Source organism: Carboxylicivirga fragile (genome assembly GCF_050589805.1).
GTDB lineage: Bacteria > Bacteroidota > Bacteroidia > Bacteroidales > Marinilabiliaceae > Carboxylicivirga > Carboxylicivirga fragile.
Map to the genome: position 1 here is coordinate 46,981 of NZ_JBNGOY010000027.1, position 16,788 is coordinate 63,768.

At 38.2% G+C, this 16,788-nt stretch carries 17 protein-coding genes; 12 read left to right on the forward strand and 5 right to left on the reverse strand.

The window, feature by feature from the left end; genetic code table 11:
* The first annotated feature begins 11 nt into the window (after window positions 1-11).
* The 12 genes from ACRD7B_RS13150 to ACRD7B_RS13205 all read left to right on the forward strand — a co-directional run bounded on the left by ACRD7B_RS13150 (window position 12) and on the right by ACRD7B_RS13205 (window position 11,756).
* Window positions 12-1,871 (forward strand): [Fe-Fe] hydrogenase large subunit C-terminal domain-containing protein, encoded by a 1,860-nt coding sequence (locus tag ACRD7B_RS13150; protein ID WP_430825031.1) that lies wholly within the window; start codon window positions 12-14, stop codon window positions 1,869-1,871.
* Window positions 1,855-3,045 carry a SpoIIE family protein phosphatase gene (locus ACRD7B_RS13155; protein ID WP_430825032.1) on the forward strand — a complete coding sequence of 397 codons (1,191 nt, stop codon included), beginning with the start codon at window positions 1,855-1,857 and terminating at the stop codon, window positions 3,043-3,045. Before ACRD7B_RS13150 ends, ACRD7B_RS13155 begins: the two co-directional genes overlap by 17 nt.
* A 273-nt stretch (window positions 3,046-3,318) precedes the next feature.
* Window positions 3,319-3,663 carry a DRTGG domain-containing protein gene (locus ACRD7B_RS13160; protein ID WP_430825033.1) on the forward strand — a complete coding sequence of 115 codons (345 nt, stop codon included), beginning with the start codon at window positions 3,319-3,321 and terminating at the stop codon, window positions 3,661-3,663.
* Window positions 3,664-3,676: 13 nt separating this feature from the next.
* The gene (locus ACRD7B_RS13165) at window positions 3,677-4,093 is read left to right on the forward strand and encodes an ATP-binding protein (protein WP_430825034.1); all 417 of its coding nucleotides are present in this window, start codon (window positions 3,677-3,679) and stop codon (window positions 4,091-4,093) included.
* An 11-nt stretch (window positions 4,094-4,104) separates the two neighbouring features.
* Window positions 4,105-5,484 (forward strand): [Fe-Fe] hydrogenase large subunit C-terminal domain-containing protein, encoded by a 1,380-nt coding sequence (locus tag ACRD7B_RS13170; protein ID WP_430825035.1) that lies wholly within the window; start codon window positions 4,105-4,107, stop codon window positions 5,482-5,484.
* Window positions 5,471-5,803, forward strand: coding sequence for a DRTGG domain-containing protein (locus tag ACRD7B_RS13175; protein WP_430825036.1), 333 nt, complete (start codon window positions 5,471-5,473; stop codon window positions 5,801-5,803). Before ACRD7B_RS13170 ends, ACRD7B_RS13175 begins: the two co-directional genes overlap by 14 nt.
* 3 nt (window positions 5,804-5,806) lie before the next feature.
* A complete protein-coding gene (locus ACRD7B_RS13180; RefSeq protein WP_430825037.1) occupies window positions 5,807-6,550 on the forward strand; it encodes a PHP domain-containing protein in 744 nt (247 codons plus the stop codon).
* A gap of 10 nt (window positions 6,551-6,560) precedes the next feature.
* Entirely contained in the window at window positions 6,561-7,103 is a 543-nt protein-coding gene (locus ACRD7B_RS13185) for an ATP-binding protein (protein ID WP_430825038.1), read from the forward strand.
* Window positions 7,104-7,135: 32 nt separating this feature from the next.
* A complete protein-coding gene (locus ACRD7B_RS13190; RefSeq protein ID WP_430825039.1) occupies window positions 7,136-7,543 on the forward strand; it encodes a (2Fe-2S) ferredoxin domain-containing protein in 408 nt (135 codons plus the stop codon).
* A 12-nt stretch (window positions 7,544-7,555) separates the two neighbouring features.
* Window positions 7,556-9,349 carry an NADH-ubiquinone oxidoreductase-F iron-sulfur binding region domain-containing protein gene (locus ACRD7B_RS13195; RefSeq protein ID WP_430825040.1) on the forward strand — a complete coding sequence of 598 codons (1,794 nt, stop codon included), beginning with the start codon at window positions 7,556-7,558 and terminating at the stop codon, window positions 9,347-9,349.
* 37 nt (window positions 9,350-9,386) lie between these two features.
* Window positions 9,387-11,153 carry an NADH-dependent [FeFe] hydrogenase, group A6 gene (locus ACRD7B_RS13200; protein WP_430825041.1) on the forward strand — a complete coding sequence of 589 codons (1,767 nt, stop codon included), beginning with the start codon at window positions 9,387-9,389 and terminating at the stop codon, window positions 11,151-11,153.
* Between the two features lie 126 nt (window positions 11,154-11,279).
* Window positions 11,280-11,756, forward strand: a complete 477-nt coding sequence (locus ACRD7B_RS13205) for an NADH-quinone oxidoreductase subunit NuoE family protein (protein ID WP_430825042.1) — start codon at window positions 11,280-11,282, stop codon at window positions 11,754-11,756.
* Window positions 11,757-11,944: 188 nt separating this feature from the next.
* Here ACRD7B_RS13205 and ACRD7B_RS13210 read toward each other — a convergent pair whose 3' ends face one another.
* The 5 genes from ACRD7B_RS13210 to ACRD7B_RS13230 are packed head-to-tail and all read right to left on the reverse strand — an operon-like array spanning window position 11,945 to window position 16,785.
* Window positions 11,945-13,024, reverse strand: a complete 1,080-nt coding sequence (locus ACRD7B_RS13210) for a polysaccharide lyase family 7 protein (RefSeq protein ID WP_430825043.1) — start codon at window positions 13,022-13,024, stop codon at window positions 11,945-11,947.
* Between the two features lie 47 nt (window positions 13,025-13,071).
* Window positions 13,072-13,836: an SDR family NAD(P)-dependent oxidoreductase gene (locus ACRD7B_RS13215; protein ID WP_430825044.1), complete on the reverse strand. Its 765-nt coding sequence runs from the start codon at window positions 13,834-13,836 to the stop codon at window positions 13,072-13,074.
* Between the two features lie 37 nt (window positions 13,837-13,873).
* Window positions 13,874-14,578 (reverse strand): FadR/GntR family transcriptional regulator, encoded by a 705-nt coding sequence (locus tag ACRD7B_RS13220; RefSeq protein ID WP_430825045.1) that lies wholly within the window; start codon window positions 14,576-14,578, stop codon window positions 13,874-13,876.
* A 43-nt stretch (window positions 14,579-14,621) separates the two neighbouring features.
* On the reverse strand, window positions 14,622-15,893 hold the full coding sequence (locus ACRD7B_RS13225) for an Nramp family divalent metal transporter (RefSeq protein ID WP_430825046.1): 1,272 nt from the start codon (window positions 15,891-15,893) through the stop codon (window positions 14,622-14,624).
* A 13-nt stretch (window positions 15,894-15,906) separates the two neighbouring features.
* Window positions 15,907-16,785, reverse strand: a complete 879-nt coding sequence (locus ACRD7B_RS13230) for an NADP(+)-dependent, decarboxylating phosphogluconate dehydrogenase (RefSeq protein ID WP_430825055.1) — start codon at window positions 16,783-16,785, stop codon at window positions 15,907-15,909.
* Between the last annotated feature and the right edge of the window lie 3 nt (window positions 16,786-16,788).

A 16,788-nucleotide genomic window follows, 5' to 3' on the forward strand; every position in this document is an offset into this window, starting at 1 on the left:
TTTCTAGTGATATGAGTCAGTTAATAGTAAGTGATAAGGATAAGTGTAACCTAAGTTATACCTGTGTTAGGGTTTGTCCCGCTAAAGCCATTAAAATAGCGGATAAGCATGCTCAGATATTGCCAGACAGATGTATTGGATGTGGGCATTGTGTAACTATGTGTTCGCAAGAAGCAATTAGCTTTAGGGATGAGAAGACGCAAGTGTTGGAGTTAATCAAATCTGAAGATAAAGTTGCAGTTATTTGTGATCCAGCTATATCTGGCGAATTTACTGATGTTACTGATTATCGAAAGTTTGTAGCGATGATCAGAGAGTTAGGTTTTGATTATGTAACTGAAATGTCCTTTGCAGTTGATTTAATTGCTTATCGTTATGAGAATTTGGTTGAAAACTTTCAAGGTAAGCATTTTATTACCACCAAATGTCCGGCAGTTGTTAAGTACATTGAGAGACACGAGCCGGATTTAGTTGAGAATTTAGCGACTATTGTTCCGCCATATATTGCAATGGCAAAAGTGGTTAAGAAAAGATATGGAACAGACACTAAGGTTGTGTATTTAACTGCCTGTACTGCTTCTAAGGATGATGCAAAGCGTTTCTATGGTAGCGATGGTCAGGTTGATTCTGTTATAACATTTCTGGAATTACGAGAGCTATTTGCCATGAAACGTATATCTGAAAATACGGTTGAATATAGTGAGTTTGATCCTCCGTTGGGGCGTAAAGGCGGTTTATTTCCAATTGCTCATGGCCTATTTCAGGCAGTCGATATTAATCAGGGCTTGTTAGAAGGTAATATCTTAATAACAGAAGGGCGAACTAATTTTTTACAGTCTATTCGAGAATTTAAAGCGGAGAAAGAGCTGAAGCAACACCTTGATCTGTTTTATTGCAAAGGTTGTATCATGGGGCCTGGTATGTCGAGTGGAGGTAAGAAGTTTACAAGACGATCGCAGGTAATTAAATATGTAAATAAACGCATGAAAGACATTGATGTTTATCAATGGAGACTTGATGTGGAAGAATTTAAAAACCTTGATTTAACTCGAAATTTTCGTTCGGTTGATTTACGATTGGTTAATCCAGAAGATGAGGCTGTTGATAAGGTTTTGGAAGACATGGGAAAGAAGAAGCGTGAAGATCAGTTAGGATGTGGTGCGTGTGGTTATCCTACGTGTCGCGAATTTGCTGTTGCTCACCTTCAAGGTTTAACGGATTACGAGCAATGTTATACCTATTCTTTAAAAACGCTTCGTAGTTATGTGAAGAAGGTTAATGCGTCCAATGAAAAATATAGGGTTACCCAAGATGCTTTATTAAAAAGTGAAGAGAAAGCACGGCTGGAGGAGCGAGCTGCTCGTGCTGCTTCTGAAACTACTACTTCAATGCTCAATAAATTAAGGGCAGGAGTGGTGATTGTGGATGCTAAGTTGGATGTGATCGAAGCCAACGCTAAGTTTATTGAAATGTTAGGAGACGATGCAAGTGAAATTGCTGAATTGGTGCCTGGTTTAAAGGGTGCTAAATTGAGTACCTTGGTTGATTTTCATAAAGTATTCACAACCGTATTGCAATCGGGGCAAGATGTGTTGGATAGAGACGTTGCATTTAAAAATTCAATTTTTAATGTTTCGGTTTTTACCATTAAGAAGAATGGAATAGTTGGTGGTATTATTCGCGATTTAGTAACACCAGAGGTTAGAAAGGAAGAGGTAATAAAGCGTGCGCGTGACGTGATTAAAGAAAATCTACAAACTGTGCAGCAAATAGCATTCTTGCTTGGCGAGAGTGCTTCCAAGACTGAAAAGACCCTAAATAGTATAATTGAAGCTCAAAAATTAGGCGATTCAAATGAATCAGGACAATAGGTTCTATATCGATATCGAGTGTCGTCAAAATAACCATGTTGGTGAGTTGATTTGTGGCGATGTATTCCTCTCTAAGCGTATTAAGGAGGAAGGACGAACTATTGCTGTATTGTCTGATGGAATGGGCAGTGGAGTTAAGGCTAATGTGCTTGCTACGCTTACTGCATCCATGGCAATGAACTTTACGGTTGAGCATCGGGAAGTGCGTAAAACTGCTGAAATTATCATGAATACATTACCTGTGTGTAGTGTTCGCAAGGTGAGCTATAGCACTTTTACAATTATCGATATTGATGATGATGGAACGACTACCATTGTGGAGTATGATAATCCGCAATGCATAGTCATGCGTGGAGCAAAAATGTTTGATCCAAAATGGTCTTACATTGAGTTGCAGAGTGAACAAAATAAGGGTAAAAAAATAAGAACTTGTAAGTTTAAAGCACAGCGAGAAGACAGAGTTTTTTTCTGGTCTGATGGTATTGTGCAGTCCGGTATGGGGTCAAGAGCATTTCCATTTGGATGGGGAGAAGAAGCTGTTGGGGAATATGTCAAGAAAATAGTTAATTATACGCCTTTTGCATCTGCCATAAAGATTGCTAATAAGGTTGTAAATATGGCGATGTTGCACGATGGTGACAAACCAAAGGATGATTCTTCGTGTGGGGTAATTTATTTCAGAGAGCCTCGTAAATTACTGCTCATATCCGGCCCTCCATTTGAAGATGAAAGCGATTTTAAATTTTCTTTAAAAGTACAACATTATAAGGGCAAAAAAATTATTGCCGGAGGAACAACTGCCGAGGTTATTGCCCGTGAATTAGCACTTAAATTTGATGCTGGACTAGAGTCTGATGATCCGGATTTACCACCGGTTTCCTTTATGCAGGGAATTGATTTGGTAACCGAAGGTATTTTAACGCTTGGAAAAGTTGCGACACTGTTAGAGCAGTATAATAATGAGACAAGGTTGGGTCGAGGGCCTGCTGATCAGATAATTAAGATGTTGCTCGAGAGTGATAAAATCCATGTTTTAAATGGAACGAGAATTAATGTAGCTCATCAAGATCCAAACTTACCTGTAGAGCTTGAAATTAGGCGTACTGTAGTGAAACGCATCGTCAAATTATTGGAAGAAAAATTCCTGAAAGAAGTGAATATTGAATACATGTAAAATGTTAGTTTATTCACTGATAAAAATCATAAACCTTGTCTGCTTTTAAATTATCGCTAATGTCTGTTTAAATCTTAGATTTTGAAATCAATTCGACCTTGATTGTCGTTGATTTGATGCAATTTAATTTAGATTTGATATGGATTATCGAAAATGGACTTCTTCATTTTTTTTTTTGATATTAATAGTATTCATTTGTCCTGTCAATCGGGAAAATTTTCTTTAATGGTTGGATTTATTTTAGCCATTTCATGAAAAAAACAGATGTTGCTAATGAAGATACGAGAAATAGCAGAAATTTTAGATGCACGAGTAGTTTGTGGCGAGGAATCCATTGATAGAGATATTAATTGTGGATTTGCGAGTGATTTGATGAGCGATGTATTGACATTGGATTCAGAGCACTTGGCATTAATTACGGGTTTGGCGAATATGCAAGTGGTTAGAACTGCAGAAATGGCTGATGTAAATTGCATTGTGTTTGTTCGCAATAAAATTGTGAGCCCTGAAATGCGAGAAGTAGCTGCAGAGAATGATATGGTATTATTAGAGTGTAAGTACTCGATGTTTAATACCATAGGAATGTTATTTCAGGCCGGATTACAGCCTGTTTATTGATCTAATTATTTGTATGGAGTTTAACTACGAAGTTGAAGGCGGCAATTTTGCAAAAGCGGGAAACGCAGCCAGCAGTGTTAAAAAAGTGCTAAAGCAGCTTAATGTTGATCCTAAGGTGATCAAACGTGTGGTTGTGGCTTTATACGAAGGCGAAGTGAATGTGGTGGCACATGCTTATAAAGGCAATATCATGGTGGATATTGACACTGCTCGTATTTTTATTCGAATTCAAGACGAAGGGCCAGGTATTCCTGATATTGACTTGGCTATGACTGTTGGTTATTCAACAGCTTCGGCTATGGTTCGGGAAATGGGATTTGGAGCAGGTATGGGCTTACCAAATATGAAACGAAATGCAGATTCTTTAAAATTATCAAGTAAGGTTGGTGAAGGAACAATTGTAGAACTCACAACTAACTTGTCAAAATAAGGATATTAGATATGCGTAAACAACACTTTTATCATGCATTAAAAGTAGATGAGCAACTATGCTTTGGTTGTACGCATTGTATGAATGTCTGTCCGACTGATGCCATTCGTATTCGTGATGGCATTGCATCTATCCATCGAAATTTATGTGTTGATTGTGGCGAATGTATGAAGGTTTGTCCGGTTGAAGCTATTTTTGTGGAACAGGATGATTTTCAGAATATATTTGATTACAAGTATCGAGTGGCTGTTTTACCTTCAGTATTTATTGGTCAGTTTTCGAAGCAAATAAGTGAAGGTGAGATAATCGACGTATTAAAAGGTTTAGGTTTTACACACGTTGTGCCTGCCGAAGCAACCGTTGATAGCTTAAATGAAGCCATGTTGGAGGTTCATAACGCCGATCATGAGAAACCACTGATTAGTTCCTTTTGTCCATCAATCGTGCGCTTGATTCAAGTTAAGTTTCCGGGACTTGTAAATAATATAATAGCAACAAAACCACCAATTGACAGTACTGCTATCTACTATCGTAAGTTACTTTTAGATGAAGGTAAGAAGGCTGAAGATATTGGTATTTTTTATGTTACGCCTTGCGCATCAAAAATTGCAACGGTGAAAGATCCTGTTGGTGAATCCACATCATTTGTTGATGGGGTCATTAATATGGATTTTTTATATAATAAAGTATACCACGTGCTTAAAACACGTGGCGAAGAATATACTCAGAAAGACGAAAATGTACCATATATATCACCTAAAGGTTTAAAGTGGAGCCTTACAGATGGAGAATCAGATCACATGAAAGGCCGTTGTTTGGCCATTGATGAGATTCATAATGTTATTTCTTTTCTTGAGAAAGTTGAGAACGATGAGGTCATTAATGTAGATTTTCTCGAACTACGTGCATGCGATCAAAGCTGTGCAGGTGGAGTGCTTTTAACTGAGAATCGATTTTTAACGGTAGAACGTTTGAAAACAAGAGCTGAACGCCTTGAGAAAACGAAGGATTATTATACTGAGATTACACCAGTTCATAAAGAATTTATCAAGGATACTTTACAGTTAGGTAAAATTGAGCCTCGTTCGGTAATGAGCCTTGATGAAGATATGGGAACAGCTCTAAAGAAAATGGAGCGGGTTCGTCGCATAATGTGTTATTTGCCAGGTATTGATTGCGGAGCCTGTGGAGCACCCAATTGTGAAAGCCTGGCACGAGACATTGTTATGAAGGATGCACATTTATCTAATTGTGTATTTCTGCAGCGCATGATGGAAAAAACAAAGAAATTAGATCCGATGCACTCCATAAGAATTATTGAAAAAACATGGGGTAAGGATCGTTTGGATAAGGATTGTAAAAAAAAGGGAGCAAAGAATGAAAGTTTGTGATATAGTAGAAAAGCTGAATTTGAAAGTAATTGGTGGTTCCGAAGGATTGCAGAATGAGGTAGTTGGTGGTTATACATCAGACTTGTTAAGTGATGTAATGGGAAATGCCAATGAAGGGCAAGTTTGGATAACGCTCCAAACACATCGTAATGTAATGGCAGTTGCTTCGCTAAAGGATGTTGCAGCGGTGATTATAGTAAAAGGCTTAGAAGCGGAGGAAAGCACCATTAGTCAAAGTAATGATGAAGGGATTCCTTTGTTAAGCTCAGATTTGGAAACGTTTGAATTATCGGGGCAGCTATACGAGTTGTTGCAGTAAGGTATGAAATTATTTAAAGCTGATTTCCATATTCATACGGTTTTATCGCCATGCGGAAGTTTGGAGATGAGTCCGCTTGGAATAATTGAATCAGCAGTAAAACAAGGATTAGATATTATTGGTATTACCGATCATAACACAACACATCAGTGTAAAGAGGTAGTGCTGGTTGGAGAAAAAAAAGGAATAACGGTATTGTGTGGAGCCGAGGTAACTACACGTGAAGAAGTACATTGTTTAACGTTCTTTGAAAATTTTGAAAAACTTGAAGCTTTCCAGAAGTATCTGGATGAGCATTTACCAAATGTGCCGAATGATGTGGATCATTTTGGACATCAGGTATGGGTGAATGAAGAAGAGGAGATTCTGGGACAAGAAGATCGCTTATTAATTAGTGCCATTGACCAATCGATTGAGGAGGTAGAACGTAAAGTTAAATCTTTAGATGGTTTATTTATTCCAGCTCACGTTGATAAACTTCGCAATAGTTTGTACAGTCAACTCGGATTTATGCCATTTGATTTACAGCCTGACGCCATAGGGATGAGTCCCAATGCTAAAATCGACAAGGAATTGGAAAAGCATCCTGAACTAAATAAGTTGCAATTAATTAGAAGTTCTGATGCACATCAGCCAGACCTCATAGGTTCGCACTATACTGTTTTAGAGTTAGAAAAGGCCAGTTTCGAAGAAGTGAAAATGGCTTTGCACAAGTTGAATGGAAGAAACGTAAAACGCTTAGTTTAAAAGTAGGTAGATGAAGGATTTGTCGATGCATATAACTGATATTGTTCAGAACTCGGTAAGAGCAAAAGCGAAATTGGTTGAACTCATTATAAATGAAACTGGCGATCAACTCAGTTTTACCTTTGTGGATGATGGTTGCGGCATGGATGAGGAAACGGTTAAGAAAGTAAGCGATCCGTTTTACACTTCACGAACAACCCGTAAGGTTGGTTTGGGAATCCCTTTATTTACTCAAAGTGCAGAGCAAACAGGAGGCGAATTGAAGATTAGTTCCACTATTGGTAAAGGAACCACTGTTGAGGTGAGGCTAGGATTAAATCACATCGATCGACCACCCATGGGTGATTTACCTTCAACAGTAGCCATGCTTATTACGGGTAATCCTGAAACGGAAATGATTTTCACCTATAATAAGGAGGAAGAGAAGTTTGTATTGGATAGTCGAGAAGTGAAGGAGATATTGGGAGATGTAGATATCCGTTTACCGCAGGTAACAAGTTTTTTGAAAGAAATGATTGCTGAGAATTTAAAAGAATTGAATACAACTATATAAAACGAATGTGTAATTAATAATAACCAATTGCTATGTCTAAAGTTAAATCACTAGCTGATCTTCGTAAAATGAAGGATGAGCTGCAGAGTAAAGTTCATCTGCGGGAACAAAGTGACAACCCGGAGAAATTAGTTCAAGTAAAAGTATCTATGGCTACCTGTGGTATTGCTTCCGGAGCTAAAGAGATTATGAACTATATGATTGATGAGATGGATAACCAAGCCATCGAAGCGCTTGTTACTCAAACTGGGTGTATGGGTTTTTGCCATGCAGAACCAACTATTGAAGTGACTTTGCCTAATAATGCACCAATTGTTTATGGCCATGTTGATCAAAAGAGGGCTGAAGAAATAATCAATAAGTACATTATCAGAGGAGAACTGGTTGATGGTATCATACCAGTGAATTACGAGACTGTTAAAGAAAACAAGAACGACTAGTATTTTAACACTATGGCTAAATATAAAAATCATGTCCTTGTTTGCGGCGGTACAGGTTGTCGTGCTTCTCAAGGAGAGGAAATTGTACAGAATTTAAATCAAGTCATTGAAGAGAATGGAATTGAGAATGATGTACAGGTAGTAAGAACTGGATGTTTCGGTTTTTGCGAGAAAGGACCAGTTGTGAAAATGGTTCCTGATAATACATTTTACGTACAAGTGAAACCTGAAGATGCAACTGAAATAGTTAAGGAGCATTTGGTTAAAGGGCGTCAAGTTGAGCGTTTATTATTTACCGATCCTGAAACAAAAGAACGTATTTCAGAATCAAAAGACATGGGTTTCTACAAAAAGCAGATTCGCATTGCCTTGCGTAATTGTGGTTTTATCAACCCTGAAAATATTGATGAGTATATCGCTCGTGAAGGTTATGCTGCCTTAGGTAAAGCATTAACTGAAATGAAGCCTGAAGAAGTAATCAAGGAGATTCTTGATTCGGGACTTCGCGGTCGCGGTGGAGGAGGTTTCCCTACAGGATTGAAGTGGGAATTGACTCGTAAAGTTGAGGCTGATCAAAAATACGTAGTTTGTAATGCCGATGAAGGTGACCCAGGTGCATTTATGGACCGTTCAATTCTTGAAGGTGATCCACATGCTGTGCTTGAGGCAATGGCCATTAATGGTTATTGTACTGGTGCATCAATCGGTTTAATTTATATTCGTGCTGAGTATCCTTTGGCCATCGAACGTTTGAAAATTGCTATTGAGCAAGCTCGTGAGTATGGTTTATTAGGTAAGGATATTATGGGTACTGGTTTCGATTTTGATGTTGAAATGCGTTATGGAGCTGGTGCTTTTGTTTGTGGTGAAGAAACAAGTTTGATTCACTCAATGGAAGGTTTGCGTGGTGAGCCTACTGTTAAGCCACCATTCCCATCGGAAAGCGGATACAAAGGAAAACCAACCAATGTTAACAATGTTGAAACTTATGCAAATATCCCAGTTATCCTATTGGAAGGTGCTAAGTGGTTCAGCAGCATTGGTACTGAAAAAAGTAAGGGTACGAAAGTATTTGCTTTAGCCGGTAAAGTAAATAACGTAGGTTTGATTGAAGTACCTATGGGTACTACACTTCGCGAAGTAATCTTCGACATTGGTGGTGGTATCAAAGATGGAAAAGGATTTAAAGCTGTTCAAACAGGTGGTCCATCAGGAGGTTGTTTAACTGAGAAACACCTTGATATTCCAATCGATTACGATAACTTATTGGCATGTGGTTCTATGATGGGATCGGGTGGTATGATTGTAATGGACGAAGATGACTGTATGGTTTCGATGGCTAAGTTCTATCTTGACTTTACCGTTGAAGAATCGTGTGGTAAATGTGCGCCATGTCGTATTGGTAACAAGCGTTTGTACGAAATGCTTGACAAAATTACAGAAGGTAAAGGAACAGAAGAAGATTTAGGTCACTTACGTAATTTAAGTAACGTGATTAAGGATACTTCTCTTTGTGGTTTAGGACAAACATCGCCTAACCCGGTTCTTTCTACTATGGAAAACTTCTGGGATGAATATGTTGCTCACGTTAAAGAGGATAAATGTCCGGCTGGTCAGTGTAAGTCATTGATGCAGTATGTTATTAGTGAAGAAACATGTGTGGGATGTACACTTTGTTCTCGTGTTTGTCCGGTAGATGCTATAACAGGTGATAAAAAAGCACCTCATATCATCAATCAGGAAACATGTATTAAGTGTGGAGCTTGTTATGATAAGTGTAAATTTGCTGCAATCAGCATCCAGTAGTTTACAAAGTAGTTTTGAACTGTAAAAGAATAAAAGAATGGAAATCGTTCAATTAACCATAGATAATAAAAAGGTAGTTGTTGAAAAAGGCACAACTATCTTAGAAGCTGCTAAAACAATCGGGGTTGATATACCTACGCTTTGTCACATGAAGCTTCATGATACAAACTTCGAAAACAAGCCAGGCGGATGTCGTGTGTGTGTAGTTGAGGTTGAAGGTCGTCGTAATTTAGCTCCAGCTTGTAAGTCGGAGTGTGACGAAGGCATGAATATTAACACGCACTCGGTACGCGTTGTGAATGCACGTCGCACGGTAATGGAACTGATTCTATCAGATCACCCATTTGACTGTTTGGTATGTGCTAAGTCAGGCGATTGTGAGTTACAGTCGATGGCGCAGAACCTAGGTATTCGCGAAATTAGATACCAAGGTGAGAAAAATAAATATAAGAGTGATGAGTCTCCGGCAATCATCCGTGAGATGGAGAAATGTATCATGTGTCGCAGATGTGAAACATCATGTAACAAGGTACAAACTGTAGGTACACTTTCGGCTATCAACCGTGGTTTTGAGTCAGTTGTAGCTCCTGCATTCGAAATGGATTTAGATCACTCTAATTGTACTTTCTGCGGACAGTGTGTAGCTGTTTGTCCAACTGGAGCTTTAACCGAGCGCGATAGCTCATCTAAAGTAATGGATGCCATTGTTGATCCTACTAAAACAGTTATCGTGAATACTGCTCCTGCGGTACGTGCTGCTTTGGGTGAAGAGTTCGGCATGGAAGCTGGTACTTTGGTAACAGGTAAAATGGTTTCTGCTTTGCGTAAGCTTGGATTCGATCATGTATTTGATACGGATTTTGCAGCCGATCTTACCATTATGGAAGAAGGTACTGAGTTACTTGGCCGTTTAGGTAAACATTTAGCTGGTGATAAGGATGTGAAATTACCAATCTTGACATCTTGTTGTCCGGGATGGGTGAATTTCTTCGAGCACCAATTCCCAGATATGTTAGATATTCCATCAACTGCTAAGTCGCCTCAGCAGATGTTTGGAGCCATTGCAAAAACTTATTTTGCTGATCAGTTGGAGAAGAAACGTGAAGAAATTGTTGTTGTTTCTGTTATGCCTTGTTTGGCTAAGAAATACGAATGTTCGCGTGATGAATTCAAGGTAGATGGTGACCCTGATGTTAACTTATCGATTTCAACGCGTGAGTTAGCTCAGATGATACGTAACGCTAACTTGAACTTTGAAGCACTTGAGGATGATGATTTCGATCAACCAATGGGTGAGTCAACTGGTGCAGCGGTTATTTTTGGTACTACTGGTGGTGTAATTGAAGCTGCTGTTCGTACCGCTTACGAGGTACATACTAAGAAATCCCTCGAACGTCTTGACTTCGAAGAGTTACGTGGAATGGAAGGTATCCGTTCTGCTACCATCGATTTTGATGGACTACCAGTTAATATTGGTATTGCTCACGGTTTAGGTAATGCTCGTAAGTTATTGGAAGATATTAGAGCTGGTAAGTCTGAATTCCATGCCATTGAAATCATGGCTTGTCCTGGTGGATGTATTGGTGGTGGTGGTCAGCCATATCACCATGGTGATGTGGAAGTTCTTAAGAAACGTCAAAGTGCCATTTATCAAGAGGATAAAGGTAAGGTATTGCGTAAGTCGCACGAGAATCCATTCATACAGAAATTGTATAAGGAGTTCCTAGGCGAACCTTGTGGCGAGAAGTCGCATGAGTTATTGCATACGCACTATTACGACAAGAAAAAGAAGACTGAAATTTAGACTAGTAAATAGTATCAAGATAAAAGTATCAAGAATGATTTACTTATTGTTTAAAGGTTAATCCTTAAGTATAGAGTTGCAATCTTGATACTTGATACTTAGATCTTAAATCTAAAAAAAAACAAAATGGCTAAAATAAAATTACCCGCTGCTAAAGTGGAAGAGTTAAAAGGAGTTTGCGTTAAATTCAACCGCGATGGTGGTGAATTGATCAACGTGCTTCATGCAGCTCAAGAGTTGTTTGGTTACTTACCTGCCGAAGTGCAAGAGTTGGTAGCTAACGAAATGAATCTGTCGATTGCCCATGTATATGGTGTAGTTACTTTCTATTCATTCTTCTCGATGATACCTAAAGGTGAGCATCCAATTTCTATATGTATGGGTACAGCATGTTATGTGCGTGGTGCCGAAAAAGTATTGGACGAATTTAAGCGTCATTTAGATGTAAAAGTTGGTGAAACGACTGAGGATGGTAAATTCTCGATTAGCTGCTTACGTTGTGTAGGAGCTTGTGGTTTAGCACCAGTTGTTACTGTTGGCGAGAAAGTTTTCGGACGTGTTGCTCCTGAAGATGTAAAAGGTATACTCGAAGAGTATTCTTAACCGATAAAATGGCCTTCGGGCTATTTCTATAATGAACCGCCCTAGTTATGCTAGGACGGTTTTTTTGTTACAACAATTTCAAGCTTTGTTCACCGCAATTTGAATTCGTATCAGGTGAGCGTTAGATGCGCATCTATTTTAAAGAGTCATTCTTTTATACATGCTTATTAACTAACTAGCCTATTGACTTAGTCGTTTTTAGTAAAATAGTCTTTGTTTGAGATGGCATCATCACTCACAATAATACTAGCCTTTTTAAACCAAACTTCTGCGTAATTTCCGGTTTTATATTGCTGTTGGAGATCGCCATTATACGTTTTAGCACCTGAACACCAATTTTTGTTGACTTCTGGAGATACGCCGTTGGTTTGATTATAACAGCCTAATTTAAAGAATAAACCTTCATTGGCATAGGCATTTTCTCTTTCAACACCATCCTGACCAACAGGCACAAACATCTTCTGAGTCTGCTCGGGTAAATCAGCACTTGTAATATACTCCGACTGAATTAAGTTTTTGGTAAACACTTTTGTTTCGTGATTTGCACTAGTGAACTTAAGGTGCATAAGCCCATCCTTAACTTCTATTTCATAACTGAATTCTTCGCCTAACAAGATGCCATTCTGAGGTTCTTCGGGATACGAATTCTCAGTATTACCCACTACAGAAAAATCATGTCCCCAAACACTGGTTGAATAATCCCATCGTTTTGAGTTATCAGTACCTTGGGTATTGATTTCGTAATGCCAAAACACCGAACCCTTTTGATGACCTGGAAACTTCTTGTAAAATATTTTGAGCGGTTCATTCTCATGCCCGTCAGCACTATGTATCTGACCTACTACTACTGAGTAAGAAGCAGCCACTCGAGCATCGCCACTGGCTGATACATTCATTACTTTGAGGCTTGCTGACAATTTAGCAGGTGTTTGTGCTGACCACTTTTTAATTTGTGCCAATTCGGTTCTTGTGTTTTTTGAAGTGCCGTGAGTATTGCCAGCATTTGGGCTTTTAAATACTACCCAATCTTCATTGTTGTCTGAGGTTTTGTAAAAGAAGTCCTTTTGCTCATAATCAATGGCTTGTCCAACATTTGATCCATCTCCAAGTATCAAATTCCAATGCTCAAAAAATGGAATAATATCACTGGCATAGAGGACTTTCTCAAGCTCTTTTTTATCACTTTTATTACTTGCTGTTTTACAGCTAATTATTATCAAGCTAAAACTTAATATAACTAAGGATATGACAAATCTTTTTATATTCATTTTATTGATTTATTAGATGTTACTTAAGTGTTGATGACTTTATGTTCTTACATATTATAAACTCCTCCGTTGATGTCGAGCGTTGCGCCTGTAATAAATCCATCGTATTCTGAAGCAAGGTATAACACAGCTCTTGCAACATCGTCGGCATTGCCTGCTCGTTGAATAGGAATTCCAGCTATTGTTTCATCCGCAGACTCCTTGGTAGTATGTGTATTATGGAAAGAAGTGCCCAATATAAGACCCGGAGCAACTGCGTTAACACGTATACCTTGTGGACCAAGTTCAGAGGCTAAGGCGCGTGTAAACGTTAAGATCGCTCCTTTGCTTGTTGAATAGGCCAACGATCCTGGATGTCCGCCTTTACGACCGGCTAATGAGGCCAGATTAACGATGCTACTGTTTTCGTTTTTGACTAAATAGGGAGCGGCAGCACGTGTTACAAACATCATTGAAGTAAGGTTGATATCCATGACTTTACGCCAGAAGTCAGTCTGAATTTCGTTCAATAAATGACGCGCCACAAGTGAACCCGCATTATTGATTAAAATATCAATGCTTCCTAAAGCCTCAACTGTTTTCTCAACAAGAGCAATTGCGTCAGCCTCATTGGTCAAATCACCTTTAATGGCAAGGGCTTTCTGACCTTTGCCTCTTGCGTATTCAACCAATTGATTTGCGGTATCAGCACTCGAAAAATAGTGAATGGCAACATTGGCTCCACTATCAATAAAATGCTTGCTTATTGCTTCTCCTATACCTTGTCCGCCAGCGCTGATAAGGATGTTCTTATTTATTACCTTGCTGTTCATATTAGTTCGTATTATAGTTGATTATTCTAATTAGTAATTAGGCTTCTACTTTTTCCACGAATTCGGATAATTTGAAAAAGTGACCTTCCATGGCAGCCTTTGCCTGATCTATATTTTTAGACTTAATGGCTTCATAGATTCTTTCGTGTTTTTCAATCTCTGAAATAGCTTTATCTCCCTTGCAAACGGTATCTTTTTCGTAAGTTGCTAAGATGGGTGGGGTTATCGATAGCATAACTGTTAGCATAGTTTGGTTTTTGCTTGCCTTTGCAATGGCTATATGAAATAGTAAATCTTCTTCCAGATAATCTTTCTCATCGGCCATTTTTGCTTTAAAGGCATTTAAGGCCTTTCTTATATTTTCTAAATCAGCTTCCGTTCGTCTTTCAGCAGCTAAACAAACTGTTTTTAACTCCATTGTTATGCGCGTTTCAACCAGCTCTTTAAATGATGGCGCATCCAATGACACAATTTCATTTGCCATGCCATTAAAACCGATTTTTCCGATGGCTAATACGGTTCCACTTTGCGCAACTGATTTAACAGCTCCATAAAACTCAAGCTTTTTTATGGCCTCTCTAATACTATTTCGTTTGACATCAAATTTTTCAGACATGATACGTTCAGAGGGTAATTTATCTCCGAATTCTAGGTTGCGTAGATTTACAAAATCCCGAATCTTGCAGATTACTTCATTTTGTAACATCCTATTCTCACTTTTGTCGCTTAAGCTTATATTCATGGAATTTTTTTTATAAATAAACGTAGTGGAGTTCATTGCTATTTCAAATATTCAAGAATAGCCAAAACGCAATGAAAGAAATAACCATCGAAAAGAATAAGGCTGCATATAAGCATATGTAGATTCCTAAACTCGTTTTAAATTCTTTCATTACTTTCTTATTTTTTAAGAGTAAGATTATTCCAATCACTACTATTGGTAATACAAACACATTAAATACCTGAGATAAAATTTGAATTTCAATTGGGTTTACACCGAAAGCAGGGCCCAGTAGAGCAACAGCACATGCGATACCTGTCACAATTCTAAATTGCTTTGATGAAGTATCTAATTCGCCGGATTGATAATCAGCTATTAAAAGAGGAGCGATCAATAAACAAGGAAATATGGAAGATAATCCCGCACTTAAGGCTCCAAAAAAGAAGATACTAACCGCCCAGTTCCCTGCAATTGGTTCGAGCGTATTGGCCATATCCAGAACCTCACTAACAACTTTACCTTCATAAAACAATGCGCCGCAAGCAACTGCCATGATAGTACCACTAATGGTAAAAATTAAAATAGACGCAACAATGGAATCTTTCTTTTGCTGCTTTAGGTTTGATAAATCCCATTTTTTACCTTTTATAAATAGTGGACGAGATAGGAATGTAGCTGCTGCCATGGTGGTTCCTACAAATGCTGCCACAAGCATCTTGCCACCCGGCACATTGGGGATTGAAGGAATAAAACCCTTAAGAACATCCGTTGGCAATGGTTGAACGAAAAATATGGATAAAACAAATGACAGCCCCATCATACTCACGAAAATGACAAGTATCTTTTCAAAGAAAGTATAGGAACCATTCAACATGACTAAATAAAAGGTAACGATAATGAGTATTGCTGTTATTAGAACTGTTTCGTACTTATAGGCTAACAGATCCGTAAAATTCATAGCCAGAATTTCATAAATAATATTGGAAGAAATGCCTAAAATTCCCATCAAGGAATTCCATTGACCAAAAGTTATTCCTACTATAATTAAGATGGCCAGTACCTTTCCAAACTTTATGTGTTTTTTAAAACCATAAAGTGCCGTTTCGCCCGTAACCAAAGCGTAATTACCATACGAGAACATTAATACACCTGAGAAAAGGCAGCTGATAAATAGCACCCAAATCAGTTCCATTCCGAACTTACTGCCAGCTACTATCATTGAAGTGACACTGCCTGTACCAATGGTATAACCTATGGCAAAAAAACCAGGGCCAAAACCTAATATTATAGCAATTACCTTCTTTAATAATGATTTAGTTTTTTGTTGTAACTCCATAGTTGTAGGCTTTTTAGTTTGATTGTTGTTTCCAATTGGTATGATAGAACTTACCAGACTCATCATTAATTCTTTGATAAGTATGAGCGCCAAAATAATCGCGTTGTGCCTGAATAATATTCGCGGAAGAATTGGCCTTTGAAAAGTTATTTAAAAAGCTAATTGAATCGATTAAACACGGCACCGGGTATTCGTTTATAACAGATTGCGCAACCACTTTTTTAATAAAGGGTTTTAAGGTATTTAATGATTCAACTATACCAGCATCGCTTAATAGGTTGTTAGTTGATTTAAAAACCGAAACCAGATCTTCCATAAGATCGGACTTAATAATGCAGCCATTGGTCCAAACTCTGGCTAGTTCACTTAGATTCAATTGCCAATTATAAGTGTTTGAAGCATCGCTGATTAACTTAAAACCCTGATAATGATTTATAATTCGGGCAAAGTGATACGATTTTAATATATCATCATCGCTTAATTCATTTTCAATCATCTTATTTTCACCAAAGTTATTACTTGCTGTCAACCTTTCTTTTTTATAAAACGAAGCATATCGCGCAAATAATGCAGAAGCAATCATGGTGCTTGGCACACCTAATTCAGCAGTTGAGATGGTTGTCCAGTTGCCGGTTCCTTTGTTTCCTGCCTTATCCATAATTTTATGAATGAGCCATTCTTCTCCTTCCTTCTTGCGTAAAATGTCGATCGTAATTCCTAATAAGTAGCTGTTAGTCGAGCTTTTCCATGCTTCCAGGATGTTTGCTATTTCAGAAGGATTATGACCTTTCGAAGTCAGTAAGGCGTACACTTCGGCAAGTAGTTGCATTTCTACATATTCAATGCCATTATGCACCATTTTTACAAAATGACCACTACCTTCAGTTCCAATGTA